This is a genomic window from Nocardioides sp. NPDC127503, from assembly GCF_040302165.1.
GTDB lineage: Bacteria > Actinomycetota > Actinomycetes > Propionibacteriales > Nocardioidaceae > Nocardioides.
The window spans coordinates 112120-129168 of sequence record NZ_JBEORH010000008.1; the positions used below are offsets into that span (position 1 = coordinate 112120).

A 17049-nucleotide genomic window follows, 5' to 3' on the forward strand; every position below is an offset into this window, starting at 1 on the left:
CTAACCTTCCTGCGGGGAGGTAGATGGATGCGTAAGGTCTCGTGGAGAGCGGCTGCGGCAATCGGCGTGGTGCTCGTGGTGACCCTGGCCGCCTGTGCGGGTGAGCCGTCGAAGCCGGCCTCGCCGAGCGGCAGCGGCAGCGGCAGTCCGAGCGCCAGCGGCGCCGCGAAGGACGAGAGTCCGGTCGCCGACCCGTCGCACGCCGTCGACATCCCCGGCAAGCGCGAGGGCACGCTGCACTCCACCGACCTGCTGATCCTCTCCGAAGACACCCTCTCCTCCGGCGACGTCAAGAAGATCCGCGGTCTCGACGGGGTCTCCGGCGTCGAGCAGATCTCGATGGCCCAGGTCAGCGTCGAGGGACGGCTGGTCAAGGTGGTCGCCGTCGACCCGTCGACCTACCGCAACTTCGCCCCCTTCCAGAGCGCCGACTCCGACGAGGTCTGGCAGCGCGTCGCCGGCGGTGAGGTGGCGATCGACCCCGAGCGCCAGGACGAACTCCCGGCCGACAAGGACGGGTTCGTGAGGCTGGGCTCCAAGAAGGACGCCACCTCGGTCCACGTCGGCGCCTACGCTCCCCAGCCGCCGGGCCTCGCCGCCGCCGTCGTCAACCACAAGTGGGGCGAGGAGATGGGCATGGAGAAGGGCAACGCGCTCATCGTCTCCACCGCCGCCATCGCCCCCAACCGGGTCGTCGAGCCGATCCAGAAGGTCGTCGGCTCCGACGCCTCGGTCCAGCGCCTCGACGTCGTCGCCCGCGCGGGCCTCGACCCCAACGCTCCGCAGAAGGCGTACGTCGTCGGCACCGTCGCCGAAGCCGTCGGCAACTACACCTATCGGGCCAACGGCGACGGCACCATCACCCCGGCCTCGAGCTGGGTCAGCTCCCACATCGTCACCGCCCAAGTGCCGATCCTCGGCTCGGTGACCTGCAACAAGGTGATGATCCCGCAGCTGCGCGCCGCCCTGCAGGAGGTCGTCGACCGCGGCCTGGCCAGGAAGATCAATCCGTCGCAGTACGCCGGCTGCTACTACCCCCGCTTCATCGCCAACACCACCCAGCTCTCCAACCACGCCTTCGGCACCGCCGTCGACCTCAACACCGCCGGCAACCAGCGCGGCACCGTCGGCGAGATGGACCGCACCGTCGTCGCCATCTTCGAGCGCTGGGGCTTCACCTGGGGCGGCAACTGGAAGTGGACCGACCCCATGCACTTCGAGATGAACCGCATCGTCAAACCGGGCTGATCCACTCCGCGGGCAACGCAACTTCCGCGCGCATGCGGGATTCTTGCGTCGCCCGGCCGCGTCTCCTCGGTGAGAACCCCGCACATGCGCGGATCTTGCATCGTGGTGTCAGGTCCAACCGGGGAAGTGTGCTTGCCAGGCGTCGGAGAGCGACTTCGGCACACCTGGTTCGCCGCTGAGTAGCAGTACGCGGTGAATCCGCTCCAGAGTCCGCCCCGGCGACCTGTAGATGTCCTTGGCGACGAAGACCAGGATGCGCCATTGGTCGTCGTCGATGGCCTCGCGCCGCTCGAGATCGGCTTCCCACTGCTCGATCCGTTCCACGTGCTGACGACCGTCGTACTCGATGATCGTCTTCGACCGTCGATAGGAGAGGTCGTACTTGCGGCGCTCGAGCTCGTTTCCGACGAGCAGGTTGACCTCGGGTTCCGGAAGCCCGGCCAGGACGATCAGCAGACGCAACCGGGTCTCCATCGGGGAGTCGACCCCGTTGCGTACGTAGCCTGCGGCCGTCCGTGCGAGCGCAGCGCCAGGGCCGGAAGCATCGGCGCAGAACCTCCTCAGGTCGTCCAGCTCGAGCATCCCCTTGCGAACCATGTGGTCGCCGACAACGACGAGATCGACCAGCGTCAAGGTGGTGGCGAGCTCCACGAAGACCTGCTTCGGAGCCGACACCCGTACGCCGCGGACCAGCTGGACCCAACCCTTCTTCGTCAGATGGCAGGTGACGTCCTTGCGACCACGGCGGCGCTGGCGCTCGACGACGGTCACATGTTCGCCGGGGAGCGCCGGGATCGGCAGGCCGAGCACTCGCGCGGCCGTGGCGTGGCTGGCCCACGCCTTCTCGCCGAACGGCAGCAGCGCGGCCTCGGCGATGAGCGTCGGCGTCACCTCGACCGAGGCGGAGACGTAGATGCCGTGCAGGAGTCGCTTGTAGGCCGGCGTACGCAGCTCCTTCCCGATCCCCGTCGCAACCGCCGATGCGCGGAGGAACGGCCGGGTGGGGTCGAACGCCACCGCTGAGTCCTGGTCAACAGTCATGGCGCAACGATGCGACACCTCAGCCGAACCCGCGACGCGTTATCCACAGCCCTGTGGATAACGCGATGTTCAGGTGGGAGATCAAGAACCCCACACGTGCGGGGTTCTCACGTCCAACCGTGCCCAAGGCCGTGCCACTTCCCCACATGTGTGGGGTTGTTGCTGACCTGCTTGGGACCTCGCATCTACGCTGGGGGGCGTGACGATCCTCGATGACGCCCGCCCGGGCATGGACGACAGCATTCGGCCGCAGGACGACCTGTTCGGGTTCGTCAACGGCACCTGGCTCCGGGAGGTCGAGATTCCGTCCGACCGGTCCAGCTGGGGGCCGTTCGTGATGCTCGCCGACCAGGCCGAGAAGGACGTACGCGCGATCATCGAGGAGCTTGCGGCCTCCGGCGGCGAGCCAGGCAGCGACGCCCAGAAGATCGGCGACCTCTTCGCGAGCTTCATGGACGTAGAGGGGGTGGCCGCGCGCGGCGTACGTCCTCTTGACGGTCTGAGGGCCGCCGTGGACGGGCTCCGCGACGCGGACGACCTGGCGGCGTTCCTGGGCGAGGTCGAGCGGATCGGCGGTCACGGGCTGTTCGGGTCCTACGTCGACAACGACGACAAGCAGTCCGACCGCTACATCTTCAACCTGCTCCAGGGCGGCCTCGGGCTGCCCGACAAGGACTACTACTTCGACGAGAAGTTCGCCGAGGTGCTGGGGAAGTACGCCGACTACCTGACCCGCCTCTACGAGCTCGCCGAGCACCCCGACCCGCGTGCGGCCGCCGAGACGATCATCCGGATCGACACCCGCCTGGCCGAGGGCCACTGGGCGCGCGAGGAAACCCGCGACAAGCAGAAGACCTACAACCTGCTGACCCTCGCCGAGCTGCGCGAGCTCGCCCCCAACTTCAACTGGGATGCGTACATCCGCAACCTCTCCGGCTCGAAGCTGACCACCGAGGCGGTGCTCGGGGAGGTGGTCGTGCGGCAGCCGTCGTTCTTCGCCCACCTCTCGACCGTGCTCGGCGAGGTCGACATCGACGACTGGAAGTCGTGGCTCTACTTCCACGTGCTGCGCTGGGCGGCGCCCTACCTGACCGACGACTTCGTCGAGACCAACTTCGACTTCTACGGGCGCACCCTCAACGGCACCCCTGAGCTGCGCGAGCGCTGGAAGCGCGGGGTCGCGATCGTCGAGGGCGCGATCGGGGAGGCGGTCGGCAAGGAGTACGCCGCGCGTCACTTCCCGCCTGAGGCGAAGGCGCAGATGGACGAGTTGGTCCACAACCTCCTCGAGGCCTACCGCAAGTCGATCTCCGAGCTCGACTGGATGGGCGAGGAGACCAAGGAGAAGGCGTACGAGAAGCTCGACAAGTTCACGCCGAAGATCGGCTACCCGTCGAAGTGGCGCGACTACTCGGCGCTGACCATCTCCAAGGACGACCTGATCGGCAACGTCTCGGCGGCCTCGGTCTTCGAGACCGACCGGCAGCTCGGCAAGCTCGGCAGCCCGGTGGACCGCGACGAGTGGTTCATGCTGCCGCAGACGGTCAACGCCTACTACAACCCCGGCACCAACGAGATCTGCTTCCCGGCCGGCATCCTCCAGCGCCCGTTCTTCGACAAGGACGCACACCCGGCGGAGAACTACGGCGGCATCGGTGCGGTCATCGGTCACGAGGTCGGGCACGGCTTCGACGACCAGGGCGCGCAGTTCGACGGCGACGGCAACATGCAGGACTGGTGGTCGCCGGAGGACAAGGCAGCCTTCGAGGTGAAGACCAAGGCGCTGATCGCGCAGTACTCGGGGCTCACGCCGCGCGACCTGCCGGGTGAGTTCGTCAACGGTGCGCTGACCGTCGGGGAGAACATCGGCGACCTGGGCGGCCTGACGATCGCGCACACCGCCTACATGCTCGCGACCGACGGTTCCGCGGGCGTCGGTGACCGGCAGCGGCTCTTCCTCAACTGGGCCTATGTATGGCGTACGGTGCGACGCAAGGAGCAGGCGCAGCAGTACCTCACGATCGACCCGCACAGCCCGCCCGAGTTCCGTGCCAACATCGCGCGGAACCTGGACGAGTTCCACGAGGTTTTCGGCACCGCTCCTGGTGATGGACTGTGGCTCGATCCGGAGGACCGAGTGCGCATCTGGTGATATGCCCCCGGGTGCGTTTGGTTAATTCTTGATAACGACGTAAACGAGTTACGCGGGGCGACCACTTCATAAAGCTGCATTGCAGGAAATTGTTCGGTCGCGCACCCGATTCGGGTGGCAGGATCCGGTCCCATCCTGGTCCTGATCTCGAGGAGTACCCCCATGCGTAGATTCGTTCGAGCGGCGGGCGCAACCACCGCTGCCGCTGTTGCAGGAACTGCTTTCATCGCCTCCTTCGGAAGCCCAGCCGGCGCCACCCCTGCCGGTTCCGCCGCCGCAATCACCCCGACGAGCATCACGCAGACGGGCCTGGCAGCCCAGCAGGTCATCGACGACGAGTCGATCGCAGACAAGGCCATCAGCGCCCTGACGAGCAAGCCGTCGACCTGGAAGGTCGGCGCGGGCCAGGAGCTCGAGCCGGTGGTGACCCTGAAGGACGCGAGCGGTGCCACCCACGTCCGGATGAACCGGACGTACGAGGGCCTCGAGGTCGTCGGCGGCGACCTGGTCGCCCACCAGAGCAAGGCCGGCACCCTGACCTCGGTCTCCCAGGGGCTGAACAAGGTGCTCGACCTCTCGGTCAAGCCGGCCATCACCGAGACGGCGGCCACCAAGGCCGCGCTGACCCTGGACGCCGTCACCAAGACGATCACCAAGCTCCAGGCCGACAAGAAGTATGCGCCCGAGCTCGTCGTCGACGCGGTCGACGGCACCCCGACGCTGGCCTGGCGGGTGACCACCAAGGGCAAGCAGGCCGACGGCACCCCCTCGCGCCTCGCGACCTACGTCGACGCGGAGAGCGGCAAGGTGCTGCGCCGGGTCGAGGGCATCCACACCATCGACGGCGAGGGCAACACCCTCTACTCCGGCACCATCCCGCTGCAGGTGAAGCAGAACGGCTCGACGTACGAGCTGCGTGACGAGACCCGTGGCGGCACCTACACGACCGACATGAACAACGCCGAGGACACCCTGCTGTGCCAGCTCCTCGGGTTCGGGTGCGCGGCCGGGACGGTGGTCACCAGCCCGACCACGACCTTCGGCAACGGCTCCAACGACGACCGGGCGACCGCGGCGGCCGACGCGCAGTACGGCACCAACGTCACCTGGGACTACTTCAAGAACGTCCACGCCCGCGACGGCATCTTCGGCGACGGCTCGGGCTCCCACAACCGGGTCCACTACGGCAAGAACTACGTCAACGCCTTCTGGGACGGCGAGAAGATGACGTACGGCGACGGCGACGGCGTCGGCTACGGACCGCTGGTCTCGCTCGACGTCGCGGGCCACGAGATGACGCACGGTGTCACCGAGAACACCTCGGGCCTGGAGTACTCCGGCGAGTCCGGTGGGCTCAACGAGTCGACCTCGGACATCTTCGGCACGGCGGTCGAGTTCTACGCCGACAACGCCGAGGACCAGGGCGACTACCTGATCGGCGAGTCGTTCATCCTCGACGGTGGCGACCCGCTGCGCCGGATGGACAACCCGTCCTTCGACGGCAACTCGGTCAACTGCTGGTCGTCCTCGACCGGTGACCTCGACGTCCACTACTCCAGCGGTGTCGGCAACCACTTCTTCTACCTGCTCTCCGAGGGCTCGGGCACGAAGACGATCGGTGGGGTCGAGCACTCGAGCACGACGTGTGACGGCTCGACGATCACCGGCATCGGTCGCGACAAGGCCGAGAAGATCTGGTTCCGGGCCAACTCGACCTACTTCACCTCGACCACCGACTACGCGGGCGCTCGCGACGCCACCGTGAAGGCGGCCTCGGACCTCTACGGCGCCTCCAGCGCCGAGGTCACTGCTGTCGAGGCGGCATGGACCGCGGTCTCGGTGAGCTGATCTCGCCACACTGACAACAGAGTCGTCCGACGGCGTCGTTTTCCTATCGGAGGCGGCGCCGTCGACCGCTTTGGGTAACTAAAGTACGAATTCGGGCGTGTGGTTATGCCGGTGCGGCGATTGGACGCATACTGGAGACGCCGGGCCGGTTCTGCGGGTCCCCGTGGGGGAGGACCAACAGCGCCGGCTCGGCGTTGCTTTTGTGCTCGGGTGAATAACGGTTCGCTTGGACGGGTCGCCGCTGTCTACCCTGGAGGCATGTACCCCGGTATCGCCTTCATGCGCCTGCGCCCCGTCGTCTGACGGCGGCGCTGCGAGGCATACTCACGCCGCTGTCCGGCCCTACGGAGACAGCCGAACGATCCCGCCTGCTGCGCGCCGCGATGCGGCACGCCGGCGGCGTTGCCAGCGCTCAACAGGCGTCCAGCCTGCCTTCGCGCTGGTGCCTTGCCGGCGCACTCGCCTCGCGACGCTCGCGACGGCGCGATCGTTCAGCTGCCTCCTAGCCGGGTAGCTGCTCTCGCTTTCCCGGCTCCCGTTCGCGAGCTGGAAGTTCACTTTCGTGTCTGTACAGACCCACCACACCTCTGCCCATCTGCGCGCCGAGGACATCTCCGTCACCCGCGGCGGTCGCCCCGTCCTGCGTGGCGTCTCTCTGACCGTCTCCGCCGCCAACCGGTCCCGGTTGGCCATCGTCGGCGAGAACGGCCGGGGCAAGACCACGCTGCTCCACGTCCTCGCCGGACTGCTCGATCCCGACTCCGGCCGAGTTCAGCGGCACGGCAGTCTGGGGATCGCGCAGCAAGCCCTGGACGTACGTCCTGGGGACACCGTCGGCACTCTCACCTCCGCTGCGTTGGCCGAGTCGCACTCCGCCATCCGTGCCCTTGACGAGGCGGCCGCGGCCTTGTCGGACGACCCGTCGGACTCCGGCGGGACGTACGCCGCGGCGCTGGAGCGCGCGACCACGCTGGACGCCTGGGACGCCGATCGCCGGGTCCAGATCGCCCTGGAGGCGCTCGGTGCGTGCACCGATCACGGACGGGAGCTGGCGACGCTGTCGGTCGGTCAGCGCTACCGGGTGCGGCTGGCCTGCCTGCTGGGCGCGCACCACGACCTCCTCGTGCTCGATGAGCCGACCAACCACCTGGACGCGTCGGGGCTGGCATTCCTGACCGAGCGGGTCCGGGCCTATGCCGGCGGCGTCGTGCTCGTCTCCCACGACCGCGCGCTGCTGCGCGAGGTCGGCGAGGAGTTCCTCGACCTGGACCCGAGCGAGGACGGCCGGCCCACGACGTACGCCGGTGGCTACCAGGGCTGGCAGGACGCCCGGCGGCGCGACCGGGAGCGCTGGGAGCAGGACTACGCGGCTCAGCAGGAGGAGCACCGGCGGCTGCAGGACTCGGTCTCGGCAGCGCGGGATCGGCTGAGCACCGGCTGGCGCCCGCCGAAGGGCACCGGGAAGCACCAGCGACAGACCAGGGCGCCCGGTCTGGTGCGCTCCTTCAACCGCGACCTCGCGGCGCTCGAGGCGCACCGCATCTCCGTGCCGGAGCCGCCGATGTCGTTGCGGTTTCCGGTGCTCTCTTCGGATGCCGGGGGCACGCTGCTGCGATGTGAAGGCGTACGCGTGCCCGGACGGCTGTCCGGACCCGTCTCGTTCGCCCTCGACGGCGGCGAGCGGCTCGTCGTCACCGGTCCGAACGGAGCGGGCAAGTCGACGTTGCTGCAGATGCTGGGCGGCGTACTTCCGCCGTCCGAGGGGTCGGTGTGGACATCGTCGGGGGCGCGGGTCGAGCTGGTCGGTCAGGAGGAGCCCGAGTGGACGCCTGGTTTGACGGCGGCGGAGGTCTACTCCCAGCACTGTGGGCAGGTGGTCGCCGCCGGGGTGGTACCGGAGCGGGCGATCCCCTCGCTCCGGTCGACCGGACTGGTCGACGCCGAGGCGCGGCGTACGCCTGCGTCGCTGCTGTCCCAAGGCCAGCAGCGGCGGCTCGAGCTGGCGCTGCGGCTGGCTTCGCTCCCGCAGCTGCTGATCCTGGACGAGCCCACCAACCATCTCTCGGCCGGGCTGGTCGACGAGCTGACGGTGGCGTTGCGCGCGACGCCCGCCGCGGTGGTGGTGGCCACGCACGACCGGCAGATGCTGGATGACCTCGCCGACTGGCCAAGATTGGCGCTGGGTGATGCCGACTCGTAGGTGACTGGGTCTCGACCCGCTTCGCGGGTTCGCAGGCTCACCCGCTGCGCTCGCTCGACCTCCTCCCGTTTGCTCGGCGCAAGCGCCGAGCAGGGCTCGGATGTCGGAGGTGCCTGATAGACCTGTGGGCATGACTGATCCGGCCACCGACGTACGTGCCCGTGCCGAGGCGCATTTGCAGGCCCTCGTGGGCCGGGATGACGCCACGCTGCGGGAGGACCAGTGGTCGGCGATCTCGGCGCTCGCCGTCGAGCGTCGCCGGGCACTGGTCGTACAGAAGACCGGTTGGGGGAAGTCGGCGGTCTACTTCGTGGCGACCCTGCTGCTCCGGGAGGCCGGTCTCGGGCCGACCGTGATCGTCTCGCCGCTGCTCGCGCTGATGCGCAACCAGATCGCGGCGGCGCAGCGGGCCGGGATCCGGGCGGTGACGATCAACTCGACCAACCCCGAGGACTGGGTCTCGATCGAGGAGGCCATCCACGCCGGTGAGGTGGATGTCCTGCTGGTCTCCCCCGAGCGGCTCAACAACCCGAAGTTCCGCGATGCGGTGCTGCCTCGGCTGGCTGCCGAATGTGGCCTGCTGGTGGTCGACGAAGCCCACTGCATCTCCGACTGGGGGCATGACTTCCGGCCCGACTACCGCCGGATCCGTACGCTGCTGGCCGACCTCCCCGACGGGATCCCGGTGCTCGCGACCACCGCGACCGCCAACTCTCGGGTGACCTCGGACGTTGCCGAGCAGATGGGCGAGGGCGTCCTGGTGCTGCGCGGCTCGCTGGACCGGGAGTCGCTGCGGCTCGGGGTGGTCACTTTGAAGACCCCCGAGCAGCGGCTGGCCTGGCTCTCCGACCACCTCTCCGAGCAGCCCGGGTCGGGCATCGTCTACTGCCTGACCGTGGCCGCGACCGAGGAGATCGCCGACTATCTGCGCTCGCGCGGTCATGACGTGGCCGCCTACTCGGGGCGCACGGAGGCGGCCGAGCGGGCCGAGCTGGAGGAGTCGCTGGCCGCCGGGAAGGTCAAGGCGCTGGTGGCGACCTCGGCGCTCGGGATGGGCTTCGACGCGACTCTCGGGTTCGTGGTCAACATGGGCGCGCCCTCCTCGCCCGTCTCCTACTACCAGCAGGTCGGCCGTGCCGGGCGTGGCACCTCCGACGCCTCCGTCGTGCTGCTCCCGGGCATCGAGGACCGAGACATCTGGGCCTACTTCGCCTCGTTGGCGTTCCCTCGTGAAGAGCAGGTGCGCCAGACCCTGGGGGTTCTGTCGGAGGCGGGCCGGGCCCTGTCGACACAGGCCTTGGAGACGTACGTCGATCTGTCGCGGTCACGCCTGGAGCAGATGCTCAAGGTGCTCGACGTCGACGGCGCCGCCCGCCGGGTCGGTGGTGGCTGGGAGGCGACCGGTGTCCCGTGGGACTACGACGCGGAGCGGTATGCGCGGGTCGCCGAGGCCCGGCGCCGCGAGCAGGACGCGATGCTCGCCTACATCTCGACCGACCAGTGCCGGATGCGGTTCCTGCGCGAGCAGCTAGACGATCCCGGTGCCGTCGACTGCGGTCGGTGCGACAACTGCGGTGGCTTCGCGGTGACGTCCTCGGTGTCCGAGGGAGCGGTCGAGGAGGCCTCGGCCCGGCTGTCGCGTCCCGGGGTGGTCGTGGAGCCGAAGAAGATGTGGCCCACCGGCCTCGACCGGCTCGGCATCTCGCTCAAGGGCAAGATCAAGGACGGTCCGCTCGAGGGGCGCGCAGTCGCTCGCCTGACCGACCTCGGCTACGGCCAGGCGTTGCGCGACCTCTTCCGCGAACCCGCGCAGGACGGCCCGGTCCCGGTGCCGCTGGTGAAGGCCGTCGTTGAGGTCCTGGGCGACTGGCGTCCTCGCGTCGGCGGCATCGTCTACGTCGAGTCGGCCACCCGGCCCACCCTGACCCGCGACTTCGCCGAAGGGCTCTCGCGCTATCTCCGCGTCCCCGTCTTCGGCTCGTGGGCAATCGTCGACCCCGACGTCGCTCCCGGCCAGGGTGCCTCCAACTCTGCCCAGCGCGTCGCCGCCATCGGCCGCCGCTTCTCACTCCAAGCGGATGTGCCGCCCGGCGCCGACGTACTCCTCATCGACGACCGCATCGCCACCGGCTGGACCGTCACCCTCGCCGCCCGAGCCCTCCTCGATGCCGGCGCCGGCTCGGTGAGTCCGTTGGTGCTGGCGACGACGACGTAGGGCCGCCCCTCAGGTCGCCGGCCGGACGATGCCGTGGTCGTAGGCGAAGACGATGGCGGCGGCGCGGTCGCGGAGGTCGAGCTTGGCGAAGATGCGGCCGATGTGGGACTTGACGGTGAGCTCGGAGATGACGAGCCGCTCGGCGATCTCGGAGTTGGTCCAGCCGGAGGCGAGGCCGCGGAGGACCTCGAGCTCGCGGTCAGTGAGCTCGGAGACCTCGACGGCGCTCGACGCGGGCGCGACGGCGGAGCGGTAGGTGGCCAGGACGCGACCGGTGATGGCGGGGTCGAGCCAGGCGTCGCCGAGTGCGACGGAGCGTACGGCCATGACCAGCTCCTCGGCGGGCGAGTCCTTGAGGATGAAGCCGGCGGCGCCGGCACGGAGGGCGCCGGAGACGAGCTCGTCCTCGTCGAACGTGGTCAGCACCAGCACAGGTGGCGCCGACGGAAGCGCCCGCACCAGGCCGGTGGCGGTGATCCCGTCGACCTGCCGCATCCGGAGATCCATGACCACGACATCGGCCGGGTTGGCCTCGAGAGCCGCGACCACCTCCGAGCCGTCGCCGCACTCGGCGACGATCTCCAGCCCGTCGCGCCGTCGCAGGATGCGGCGCAGGCCGCTGCGTACGAGCTCCTGGTCGTCGACCACGACCACCCGGATCGGCGATGCTGTGTTGCTGGCGGCGGGGTTGACCGGCGTCATGCGAGGGCCTTGCGTACGAGACAGTGCGACGGGATCACCAGGTCAACCTTCCACATCGACTCCTCGGCCCCCGCCGACAACCGGCCGCGGAGCTGCTCGGCGCGGGCCGCCATGCCGGCCAGTCCGGACCCCTCGCCGACCCCGCGACGCGTGCCGACGAGCGGGTTCTGCACGGAGAGACGTACGCCGTCGGCGACCGCCAACGAGACCGAGACCGGTGCGCCGGGAGCGTGCCGGATTGCGTTGGCGAGCGACTCCTGCAGGATCCGGTAGATGCCAAGCCCGACCCCGGCGTCGATGCGGGAGAGGTCGCCGGAGGACGAGAACGTGATCGCCTGCCCCGCGCTGCGGCCCTCCTCCACGAGCCGGACCACGTCCGCGGCGCCCGGGAGCGGCGCGGTGCCGGCGCCGGTGGTGGACAGCGCCCCGATCGTACGCCGGATCTCGGCCATCGCCCGGCGCCCGACGGCCTCTGCCTCGGTGAGCGCGGACACCGCCTCGTCCGGCTCGTCGCCTTCGGCGACAGAGCGCCGTGCCGCGGTCAGATGCAGCAGGGTGATCGACAGCGAGTGCCCCACCAGGTCATGGATCTCGCGGGCGATCCGGATGCGCTCGGCCTCGGTCGCTCGCGCGTGCTCCTGCGACCGCGCCTGCCGTTCGGCGCGCAGCGCCCGCATCTGGGCGAGTATCAACAGGCCGAGGATCCAGCCGACGAAGAGCAGCAGGAAGTGGACCCCCACGCCGCTTGGTGTGTCGGAGGCGAAGATCCCCATCACCACGGCTGAGGCGATCGCATAGAGGGTCCCGGTCCGGAAACCCTCCCGGACGACCATCTCGAGAGTCAGCGGGACCAGCACCGCGGGTGCGAAGTCGTGCTGCGGCCAGAACGCGGAGGCGGGTTGCGACATCAGCCAGGCCGACCCGGCCAGGGTCGGCACGAGGTCGACGGCCCACATGTGGTTCTTGAGCCACTCGCCGGTGTTCGGGATGAAGAAGATGCTCAGCGACGGGACGACGATGACCAACCCCGCGACGACCATGTCGCCGGCCGCCTCGCGCTGGAGCACCGCCACGGTGACCATCGCGAGGAGCCCGAAGGCCGACAGCAGCGGCGCCCACCAGGGGATGTCGAGACCCTTGCTGCGGCAGCGCCGTTCCAGGAAGTCACGCACATCGCGAGCCGAGTCCTGGACACTCATGCCGTTCAGTCTAGAAACGCAGACGCCGCGTCGCATCCGACCACGGCATGCGACCGCTCTCCTACCACGGTAGGAACGCAGGTGCCTGCCAGCGGCCGATGCGCCGAGGCGTCGCCGATCCGTAGCGTCGAACCATCCCGACGACAACGGAGACGGTGAGGACCATGACGTGGACGCAGACCCATGAGCGCTACCGGCTGCTGAACGAGGCAGAGGCGGAGCTGCGATCCGGCTTCGCCCGCCGCCTGCCGTGGTCACCGGCCTACGCCGAGGCCTTCGGCACCCAGGAGCGTCTGGCTCAGGCCCTCCGGCACCGGTGGCGGATCCGGTTCCAGGCGCAGCTCGATCCGACGCTGTCGCAGGAGGAGTACGAGGCGACCTTCGCCGACCTGCTGGCCGACCTGGCCCCGCTGATGGGCCGGATCGGCACCCACGAGTTCCGCGAGGAGCTGGCCGATGCCTCGGCCTGAGCTGTCACCGATCGATCGGTCGAGGTCGTACGCCCGTTGGGCTCTCTCCCAGGGCATCAACCGAGCGGTGCTGAGCTTCGCGTCGAGGCGCGGCGACCCGCTCGCCGAGCTGATGTGGTCGCGGGACGTACCGGACTACGGCCGCCTGCGAGCGCGCGGCCCGATCCACATCAACCCGTTCATGGCCGGCACGGTGTCGTACGCCGCCGCCAACGAGATCCTGCGCAGCAGCGACTTCGGCGTCGGCGACGGCCAGGGCGAGCTGCCCGTCCCGCTGCGGTGGCTGCTCGGCAAGGTGAGCGCGCCGGACGCCCTGGGGCCGGTCGACCCGCCGTCGATGCTCGCCGTCGACCCACCGCTGCACACCCGCTACCGCAAGCACGTCTCGAAGGCGTTCACCGCCCGCCGAATCAGCTCGATGGCGGAGATGGTCACCGCGGTCGCCGGCGACCTGCTCGACGAGATCGACCCGCGCGAGGGGCCGGTCGACCTCATCGAGGAGTACGCCGCGAAGCTCCCGATCGCCGTCATCGCCGAGCTGTTGGGGGTGCCCGCCGCGGATCGTGCCGACATCCTGCGTTGGGGCGACCAGGCCGCCGCCATCCTCGATCCGGGGTTGTCGTGGCGCGACTACTCCCAGGTCGAGACCGCGATGAGGTCCCTGCACCACTGGTTCGAGGACCACGTACGCCGCCTCCGCTCCGACCCCGGCGACGATCTCCTCAGCGCGCTCGTGATCGCAGGCGACCTCGACGACATCGAGCTCCACGCCCTCGGTCTCCTGCTCCTGGCCGCCGGCTTCGAGACCACCGTCAACCTGCTCGGCAACGTGGTCGCAGCCTTGGACGCCCACCCGTCCCAGCGCGCGCTTCTCCTCGACGATCCGTCCCTGATCGACGGCGTCATCGAGGAGACCCTGCGCTGGGACCCGCCCGTCATGGCCACCGTCCGCGAGTCCTATGTCGCCACGAGCGTCGCGGGCGTGGACGTCGCCAAGGGCACCGCTGTCGCCGTCGTCCTCGGCGGCGCCAACCGCGACCCGTCGGTGTTCGAGGACCCCGACACGTACGACATCACCCGCCCCAACGCCGACCAGCACCTCTCCTTCTCTGCCGGCGCCCACTTCTGCCTAGGCGCCAGCCTCGCCCGCCTCGAGACCCGCGTAGGCCTCCGCATGCTGTTCGAGCGCTTCCCCGACCTGCACGTCACAGGCCAAGCCGTACGCCGCCCCACCCGCATCCTCCGCGGCTACGCGTCCCTGCCCGTCGCCCTGTGAGCCGTGGTGTACTACTCCTACTGAGGCACCCGCCGGGGGTGCGTACGGAAGCCTCGGGAGGGCGGACCATGGGTAACGGCGACGAGCTCACCGTTGACTACGACAATCTGAACAAGGTCCATCGGGACCTCGAGGAGCAGAAGGGTCTGGTTCAGAGCCTCGACCTCGGGCGCGCCCCGGCAGCGAGCGCGTTCGGTGGTTCAGCCAAGGGCGAGTGGCTCGCCAACGCGGTGATCAAGGGTCACGAGAACATCGGCAAGGCGAAGAAGGAGACCGTCGAGGGTCTGGAGAAGTACGCCAGCGCCGTCGACGACGCCATCCACGACATTGCTGCGACGGACGAGGGCGCAGCCATCGTCGCGAAGAAGATGGCTGAGGCACTGGCCGTGATGAGCAACCCGCTCGTGATCTTCAGCAAGGAATTCGGTGGGAAGATCCCGATGATCTGACGAGATCAGCCTGGCTCAAAGAGCCTTGTATGTCGGCATGATCTCGGCGATCAGAGCCTCGGCGCCCTTGCGGTCGATGTCCGACTTCGTGAATCGCCAGGTGACTGTCACGCTGTGATCGCCGCCGGGAACCACTGTTCCGTAGTGATCCTCCCACTCGTGTCCGGTGTCGCCTTGGAAGTGATAGAAGGTCGACCCGTTGATCGCCTCATTCGGCAGGCGCTTCAGATTCTGAACGTCATCTGCCAGGGCCTTCCCCTCAAGGGCCGCAAGAGCGTCAACAGCCGCTTCGTCGTCTCCGTCGCCCGCATGTACACCGCCCTGGAAGATTGCTGCGCCAGGCGAGATGCCGATGGCATCCTCCGGCGCACGCATGCTCAACGAAAGATCACCGCTGGACCTGATGTTCCAGTTCGCGGGAACCTGCAGTTGCGCTACCTCTACCGATGCGACCTGCCAATCAGCCGGAACCTCCGGACCGCTTGACCCGGACGGCTCTGTCGTCGCCGACCCCGATACGTCAGTGGTCGGCTCTGTGATGGGCGTGTCATTTCCGCACCCGGCGATACCAGTCGCGGTGACCAGGGTCAGAGCGGCGATCGCGATCGCCCGAGACGTCCTCATGTGACCGCACTCTAGGGCAACTGATGAACGACGGTGACGACCTGGTCGGATGTGTTGTCTAATGGGATCGCGGGGCGATCGGGCCCCTTGTCTCGAACGCTCGGGGAGGAAAGCGCGTGTCAACACGAGGCCCATGGATGGAACGTCTTCGGACCTACGTCTCCGGAGCGGACCCGTCCACGATCGACATGCTGATCGATAGTTGGAGAGAGGCGGAGCGCCAGTTCCGCACGTCTGGATCGGTGCTCGTCCAGAGCGGGAAGGCTGCAGAGGACGGTTTCTCGGCGGCGTCGATGTCAGGTCAAGCCGCTCGTCGCAACATGGAGGCTTCGGGCAACAAGACGACTGACAAGAGCGAAGTGATCAAAGCAGCCGTCGAGGCGATGCAGGACGTACGAGCAAAGATCACCACCGCGATGCGCGAGTACGCCAGGCTCGAGGCAACCCTGCCTGCGACCCATGGTGCCGCGCCGAGTGCATCCGATCCGAAGTACGCCCAGTCTGGGACAGGAGTAGACGCAGTTCAGGCGACGGAGAACCAGAAGGCCCTCCAGGCTGATCGTGCCGCCCACGCCGCGCGGGAGGCTGCGATCGCCGATGCGGAGCGGGCCGCTGCGCAGCAGGTGCAGGACGTCGACACTTCGGTTGACGATGCTGAGCCGAAGGTCCGGGCTCTCTATGACGATGGCAGCGGTTCTGATCCGGTTCCTGCCGGCAGTTCGGGTTCCCCCGGGTCGGCGAGTCAGGTAGCGGCCGCAGAGGCCCGCATGGCGAAGTACAACTCCGGCACCCTTTACCCCGACGGGTGGGGCCACGAGCTGATCGCTCAGGAGAAGGCCAACATCGAGGCGCACAAGGCCGAGAACAAGCCCGAGTGGAACGGCACCGAGTGGATCAACGCCGATGGCACCCCGGCGCCCTCGACGTCATACGCGATGGTCGAGACCGCTGACGGCCTAGCGCCGCTTGCTGGCGGAACGGGCGGCATGTCCGCCCTCGCGATCGCCGGCGGCGGAGCCCTGCTCGGTGCTGGCGTGGCCAAGGCGATCGCCAGCAAGCTCTCCGCTGGCGCGTCCGCGAAGGCAGCAGCCGCCGGCGCAACGTCGAGGTCAGCCGCTGCCCGGTCCGCAGCAGCCAGGGCCGGCACTGCCGGTGCCCGCGCGGGAGCCGGCGCTGGTGCAGGCGCTCGTGGCGCTGGTGCTCGTGGCACCGGAGCCGGTGCGCGCGGCACCGGGGCCGGAGGACGTGGCGCCGGCGGCCGGGGCGGTGCGGGTGGCCGTGGCGGAGCCGGCGCAGCGGGTGGTCGCGGTGCCAAGAAGCGGGACCAGAACGGCAGCCAGAACCAAGAGTGGGAAGCCGACTACACCGACGACTGGACCGAGACCGCAAGCGACGTCCTGGACCCCGGCGCATCCCGCGGCTGGGTCCCGAACACGTCGCAGGTTGATGAGACCGGCGACGACAAGAGCGGCCGCAACTGATACGCAGAGACCGCTGACGCGGTGCTGCGAGTATCCCGTCGCGGATGCCATCACAGGCCTGCGGCGCCCCTGGGCAGCACGACCGGGCGAACGCGTCGACATCGGCGACGAGTCGCGCTACGGACAAGAGGACGGCTCGGGTGG

Annotated in this window: 13 protein-coding genes; 9 read left to right on the top strand and 4 right to left on the bottom strand. The window is 68.9% G+C overall.

Annotated features, from left to right (window positions below; all coding sequences use genetic code 11):
- Nucleotides 1–27: 27 nt before the first annotated feature.
- Nucleotides 28–1248 (top strand): M15 family metallopeptidase, encoded by a 1221-nt coding sequence (locus tag ABTW65_RS18740; protein ID WP_350662781.1) that lies wholly within the window; start codon nucleotides 28–30, stop codon nucleotides 1246–1248.
- 108 nt (nucleotides 1249–1356) lie between these two features.
- Here the strand turns inward: ABTW65_RS18740 and ABTW65_RS18745 are convergent, their stop codons facing one another.
- A complete protein-coding gene (locus tag ABTW65_RS18745) occupies nucleotides 1357–2289 on the bottom strand; it encodes a DUF559 domain-containing protein (protein WP_350662783.1) in 933 nt (310 codons plus the stop codon).
- Between the two features lie 199 nt (nucleotides 2290–2488).
- Here ABTW65_RS18745 and ABTW65_RS18750 point away from each other — a divergent pair, with 199 nt between their 5' ends.
- The 4 genes from ABTW65_RS18750 to ABTW65_RS18765 all read left to right on the top strand — a co-directional run bounded on the left by ABTW65_RS18750 (nucleotide 2489) and on the right by ABTW65_RS18765 (nucleotide 10704).
- Nucleotides 2489–4441 (top strand): M13 family metallopeptidase, encoded by a 1953-nt coding sequence (locus ABTW65_RS18750; protein ID WP_350662785.1) that lies wholly within the window; start codon nucleotides 2489–2491, stop codon nucleotides 4439–4441.
- Between the two features lie 162 nt (nucleotides 4442–4603).
- The gene (locus tag ABTW65_RS18755) at nucleotides 4604–6289 is read left to right on the top strand and encodes a M4 family metallopeptidase (protein ID WP_350662787.1); all 1686 of its coding nucleotides are present in this window, start codon (nucleotides 4604–4606) and stop codon (nucleotides 6287–6289) included.
- Between the two features lie 562 nt (nucleotides 6290–6851).
- Nucleotides 6852–8489: an ABC-F family ATP-binding cassette domain-containing protein gene (locus ABTW65_RS18760; protein ID WP_350662789.1), complete on the top strand. Its 1638-nt coding sequence runs from the start codon at nucleotides 6852–6854 to the stop codon at nucleotides 8487–8489.
- Nucleotides 8490–8619: 130 nt separating this feature from the next.
- Nucleotides 8620–10704, top strand: a complete 2085-nt coding sequence (locus tag ABTW65_RS18765; protein WP_350662791.1) for a RecQ family ATP-dependent DNA helicase — start codon at nucleotides 8620–8622, stop codon at nucleotides 10702–10704.
- Between the two features lie 9 nt (nucleotides 10705–10713).
- Here the strand turns inward: ABTW65_RS18765 and ABTW65_RS18770 are convergent, their stop codons facing one another.
- Nucleotides 10714–11406: a response regulator transcription factor gene (locus ABTW65_RS18770; protein WP_350662793.1), complete on the bottom strand. Its 693-nt coding sequence runs from the start codon at nucleotides 11404–11406 to the stop codon at nucleotides 10714–10716.
- Nucleotides 11403–12605, bottom strand: a complete 1203-nt coding sequence (locus ABTW65_RS18775; RefSeq protein WP_350662795.1) for a sensor histidine kinase — start codon at nucleotides 12603–12605, stop codon at nucleotides 11403–11405. The genes ABTW65_RS18770 and ABTW65_RS18775 overlap by 4 nt, the downstream gene beginning before the upstream one ends.
- 164 nt (nucleotides 12606–12769) lie before the next feature.
- Here ABTW65_RS18775 and ABTW65_RS18780 point away from each other — a divergent pair, with 164 nt between their 5' ends.
- The 3 genes from ABTW65_RS18780 (at nucleotide 12770) to ABTW65_RS18790 (ending at nucleotide 14800) form a co-directional block, all read left to right on the top strand.
- Entirely contained in the window at nucleotides 12770–13075 is a 306-nt protein-coding gene (locus tag ABTW65_RS18780) for a hypothetical protein (protein ID WP_350662797.1), read from the top strand.
- Nucleotides 13062–14351, top strand: coding sequence for a cytochrome P450 (locus tag ABTW65_RS18785; protein WP_350662798.1), 1290 nt, complete (start codon nucleotides 13062–13064; stop codon nucleotides 14349–14351). The genes ABTW65_RS18780 and ABTW65_RS18785 overlap by 14 nt, the downstream gene beginning before the upstream one ends.
- A 68-nt stretch (nucleotides 14352–14419) precedes the next feature.
- Entirely contained in the window at nucleotides 14420–14800 is a 381-nt protein-coding gene (locus ABTW65_RS18790) for a hypothetical protein (protein WP_350662800.1), read from the top strand.
- A gap of 15 nt (nucleotides 14801–14815) precedes the next feature.
- On the opposite strand, the gene ABTW65_RS18795 is transcribed toward ABTW65_RS18790, so the two are convergent.
- On the bottom strand, nucleotides 14816–15424 hold the full coding sequence (locus ABTW65_RS18795) for a hypothetical protein (protein WP_350662802.1): 609 nt from the start codon (nucleotides 15422–15424) through the stop codon (nucleotides 14816–14818).
- A gap of 137 nt (nucleotides 15425–15561) precedes the next feature.
- On the opposite strand from ABTW65_RS18795, the gene ABTW65_RS18800 reads away from it, so the two are divergent.
- Nucleotides 15562–16905, top strand: coding sequence for a hypothetical protein (locus ABTW65_RS18800; RefSeq protein ID WP_350662804.1), 1344 nt, complete (start codon nucleotides 15562–15564; stop codon nucleotides 16903–16905).
- Nucleotides 16906–17049: the final 144 nt, after the last annotated feature.

Bases quoted from the DNA above. Each gene is read 5' to 3' on its own strand.
- ABTW65_RS18740 (WP_350662781.1), top strand. From the start codon at position 28: ATGCGTAAGGTCTCGTGGAGAGCGGCTGCGGCAATCGGCGTGGTGCTC.
- ABTW65_RS18745 (WP_350662783.1), bottom strand. From the start codon at position 2,289: ATGACTGTTGACCAGGACTCAGCGGTGGCGTTCGACCCCACCCGGCCG.
- ABTW65_RS18755 (WP_350662787.1), top strand. From the start codon at position 4,604: ATGCGTAGATTCGTTCGAGCGGCGGGCGCAACCACCGCTGCCGCTGTT.
- ABTW65_RS18765 (WP_350662791.1), top strand. From the start codon at position 8,620: ATGACTGATCCGGCCACCGACGTACGTGCCCGTGCCGAGGCGCATTTG.
- ABTW65_RS18770 (WP_350662793.1), bottom strand. From the start codon at position 11,406: ATGACGCCGGTCAACCCCGCCGCCAGCAACACAGCATCGCCGATCCGG.
- ABTW65_RS18775 (WP_350662795.1), bottom strand. From the start codon at position 12,605: ATGAGTGTCCAGGACTCGGCTCGCGATGTGCGTGACTTCCTGGAACGG.
- ABTW65_RS18780 (WP_350662797.1), top strand. From the start codon at position 12,770: ATGACGTGGACGCAGACCCATGAGCGCTACCGGCTGCTGAACGAGGCA.
- ABTW65_RS18785 (WP_350662798.1), top strand. From the start codon at position 13,062: ATGCCTCGGCCTGAGCTGTCACCGATCGATCGGTCGAGGTCGTACGCC.
- ABTW65_RS18790 (WP_350662800.1), top strand. From the start codon at position 14,420: ATGGGTAACGGCGACGAGCTCACCGTTGACTACGACAATCTGAACAAG.
- ABTW65_RS18795 (WP_350662802.1), bottom strand. From the start codon at position 15,424: ATGAGGACGTCTCGGGCGATCGCGATCGCCGCTCTGACCCTGGTCACC.
- ABTW65_RS18800 (WP_350662804.1), top strand. From the start codon at position 15,562: ATGGAACGTCTTCGGACCTACGTCTCCGGAGCGGACCCGTCCACGATC.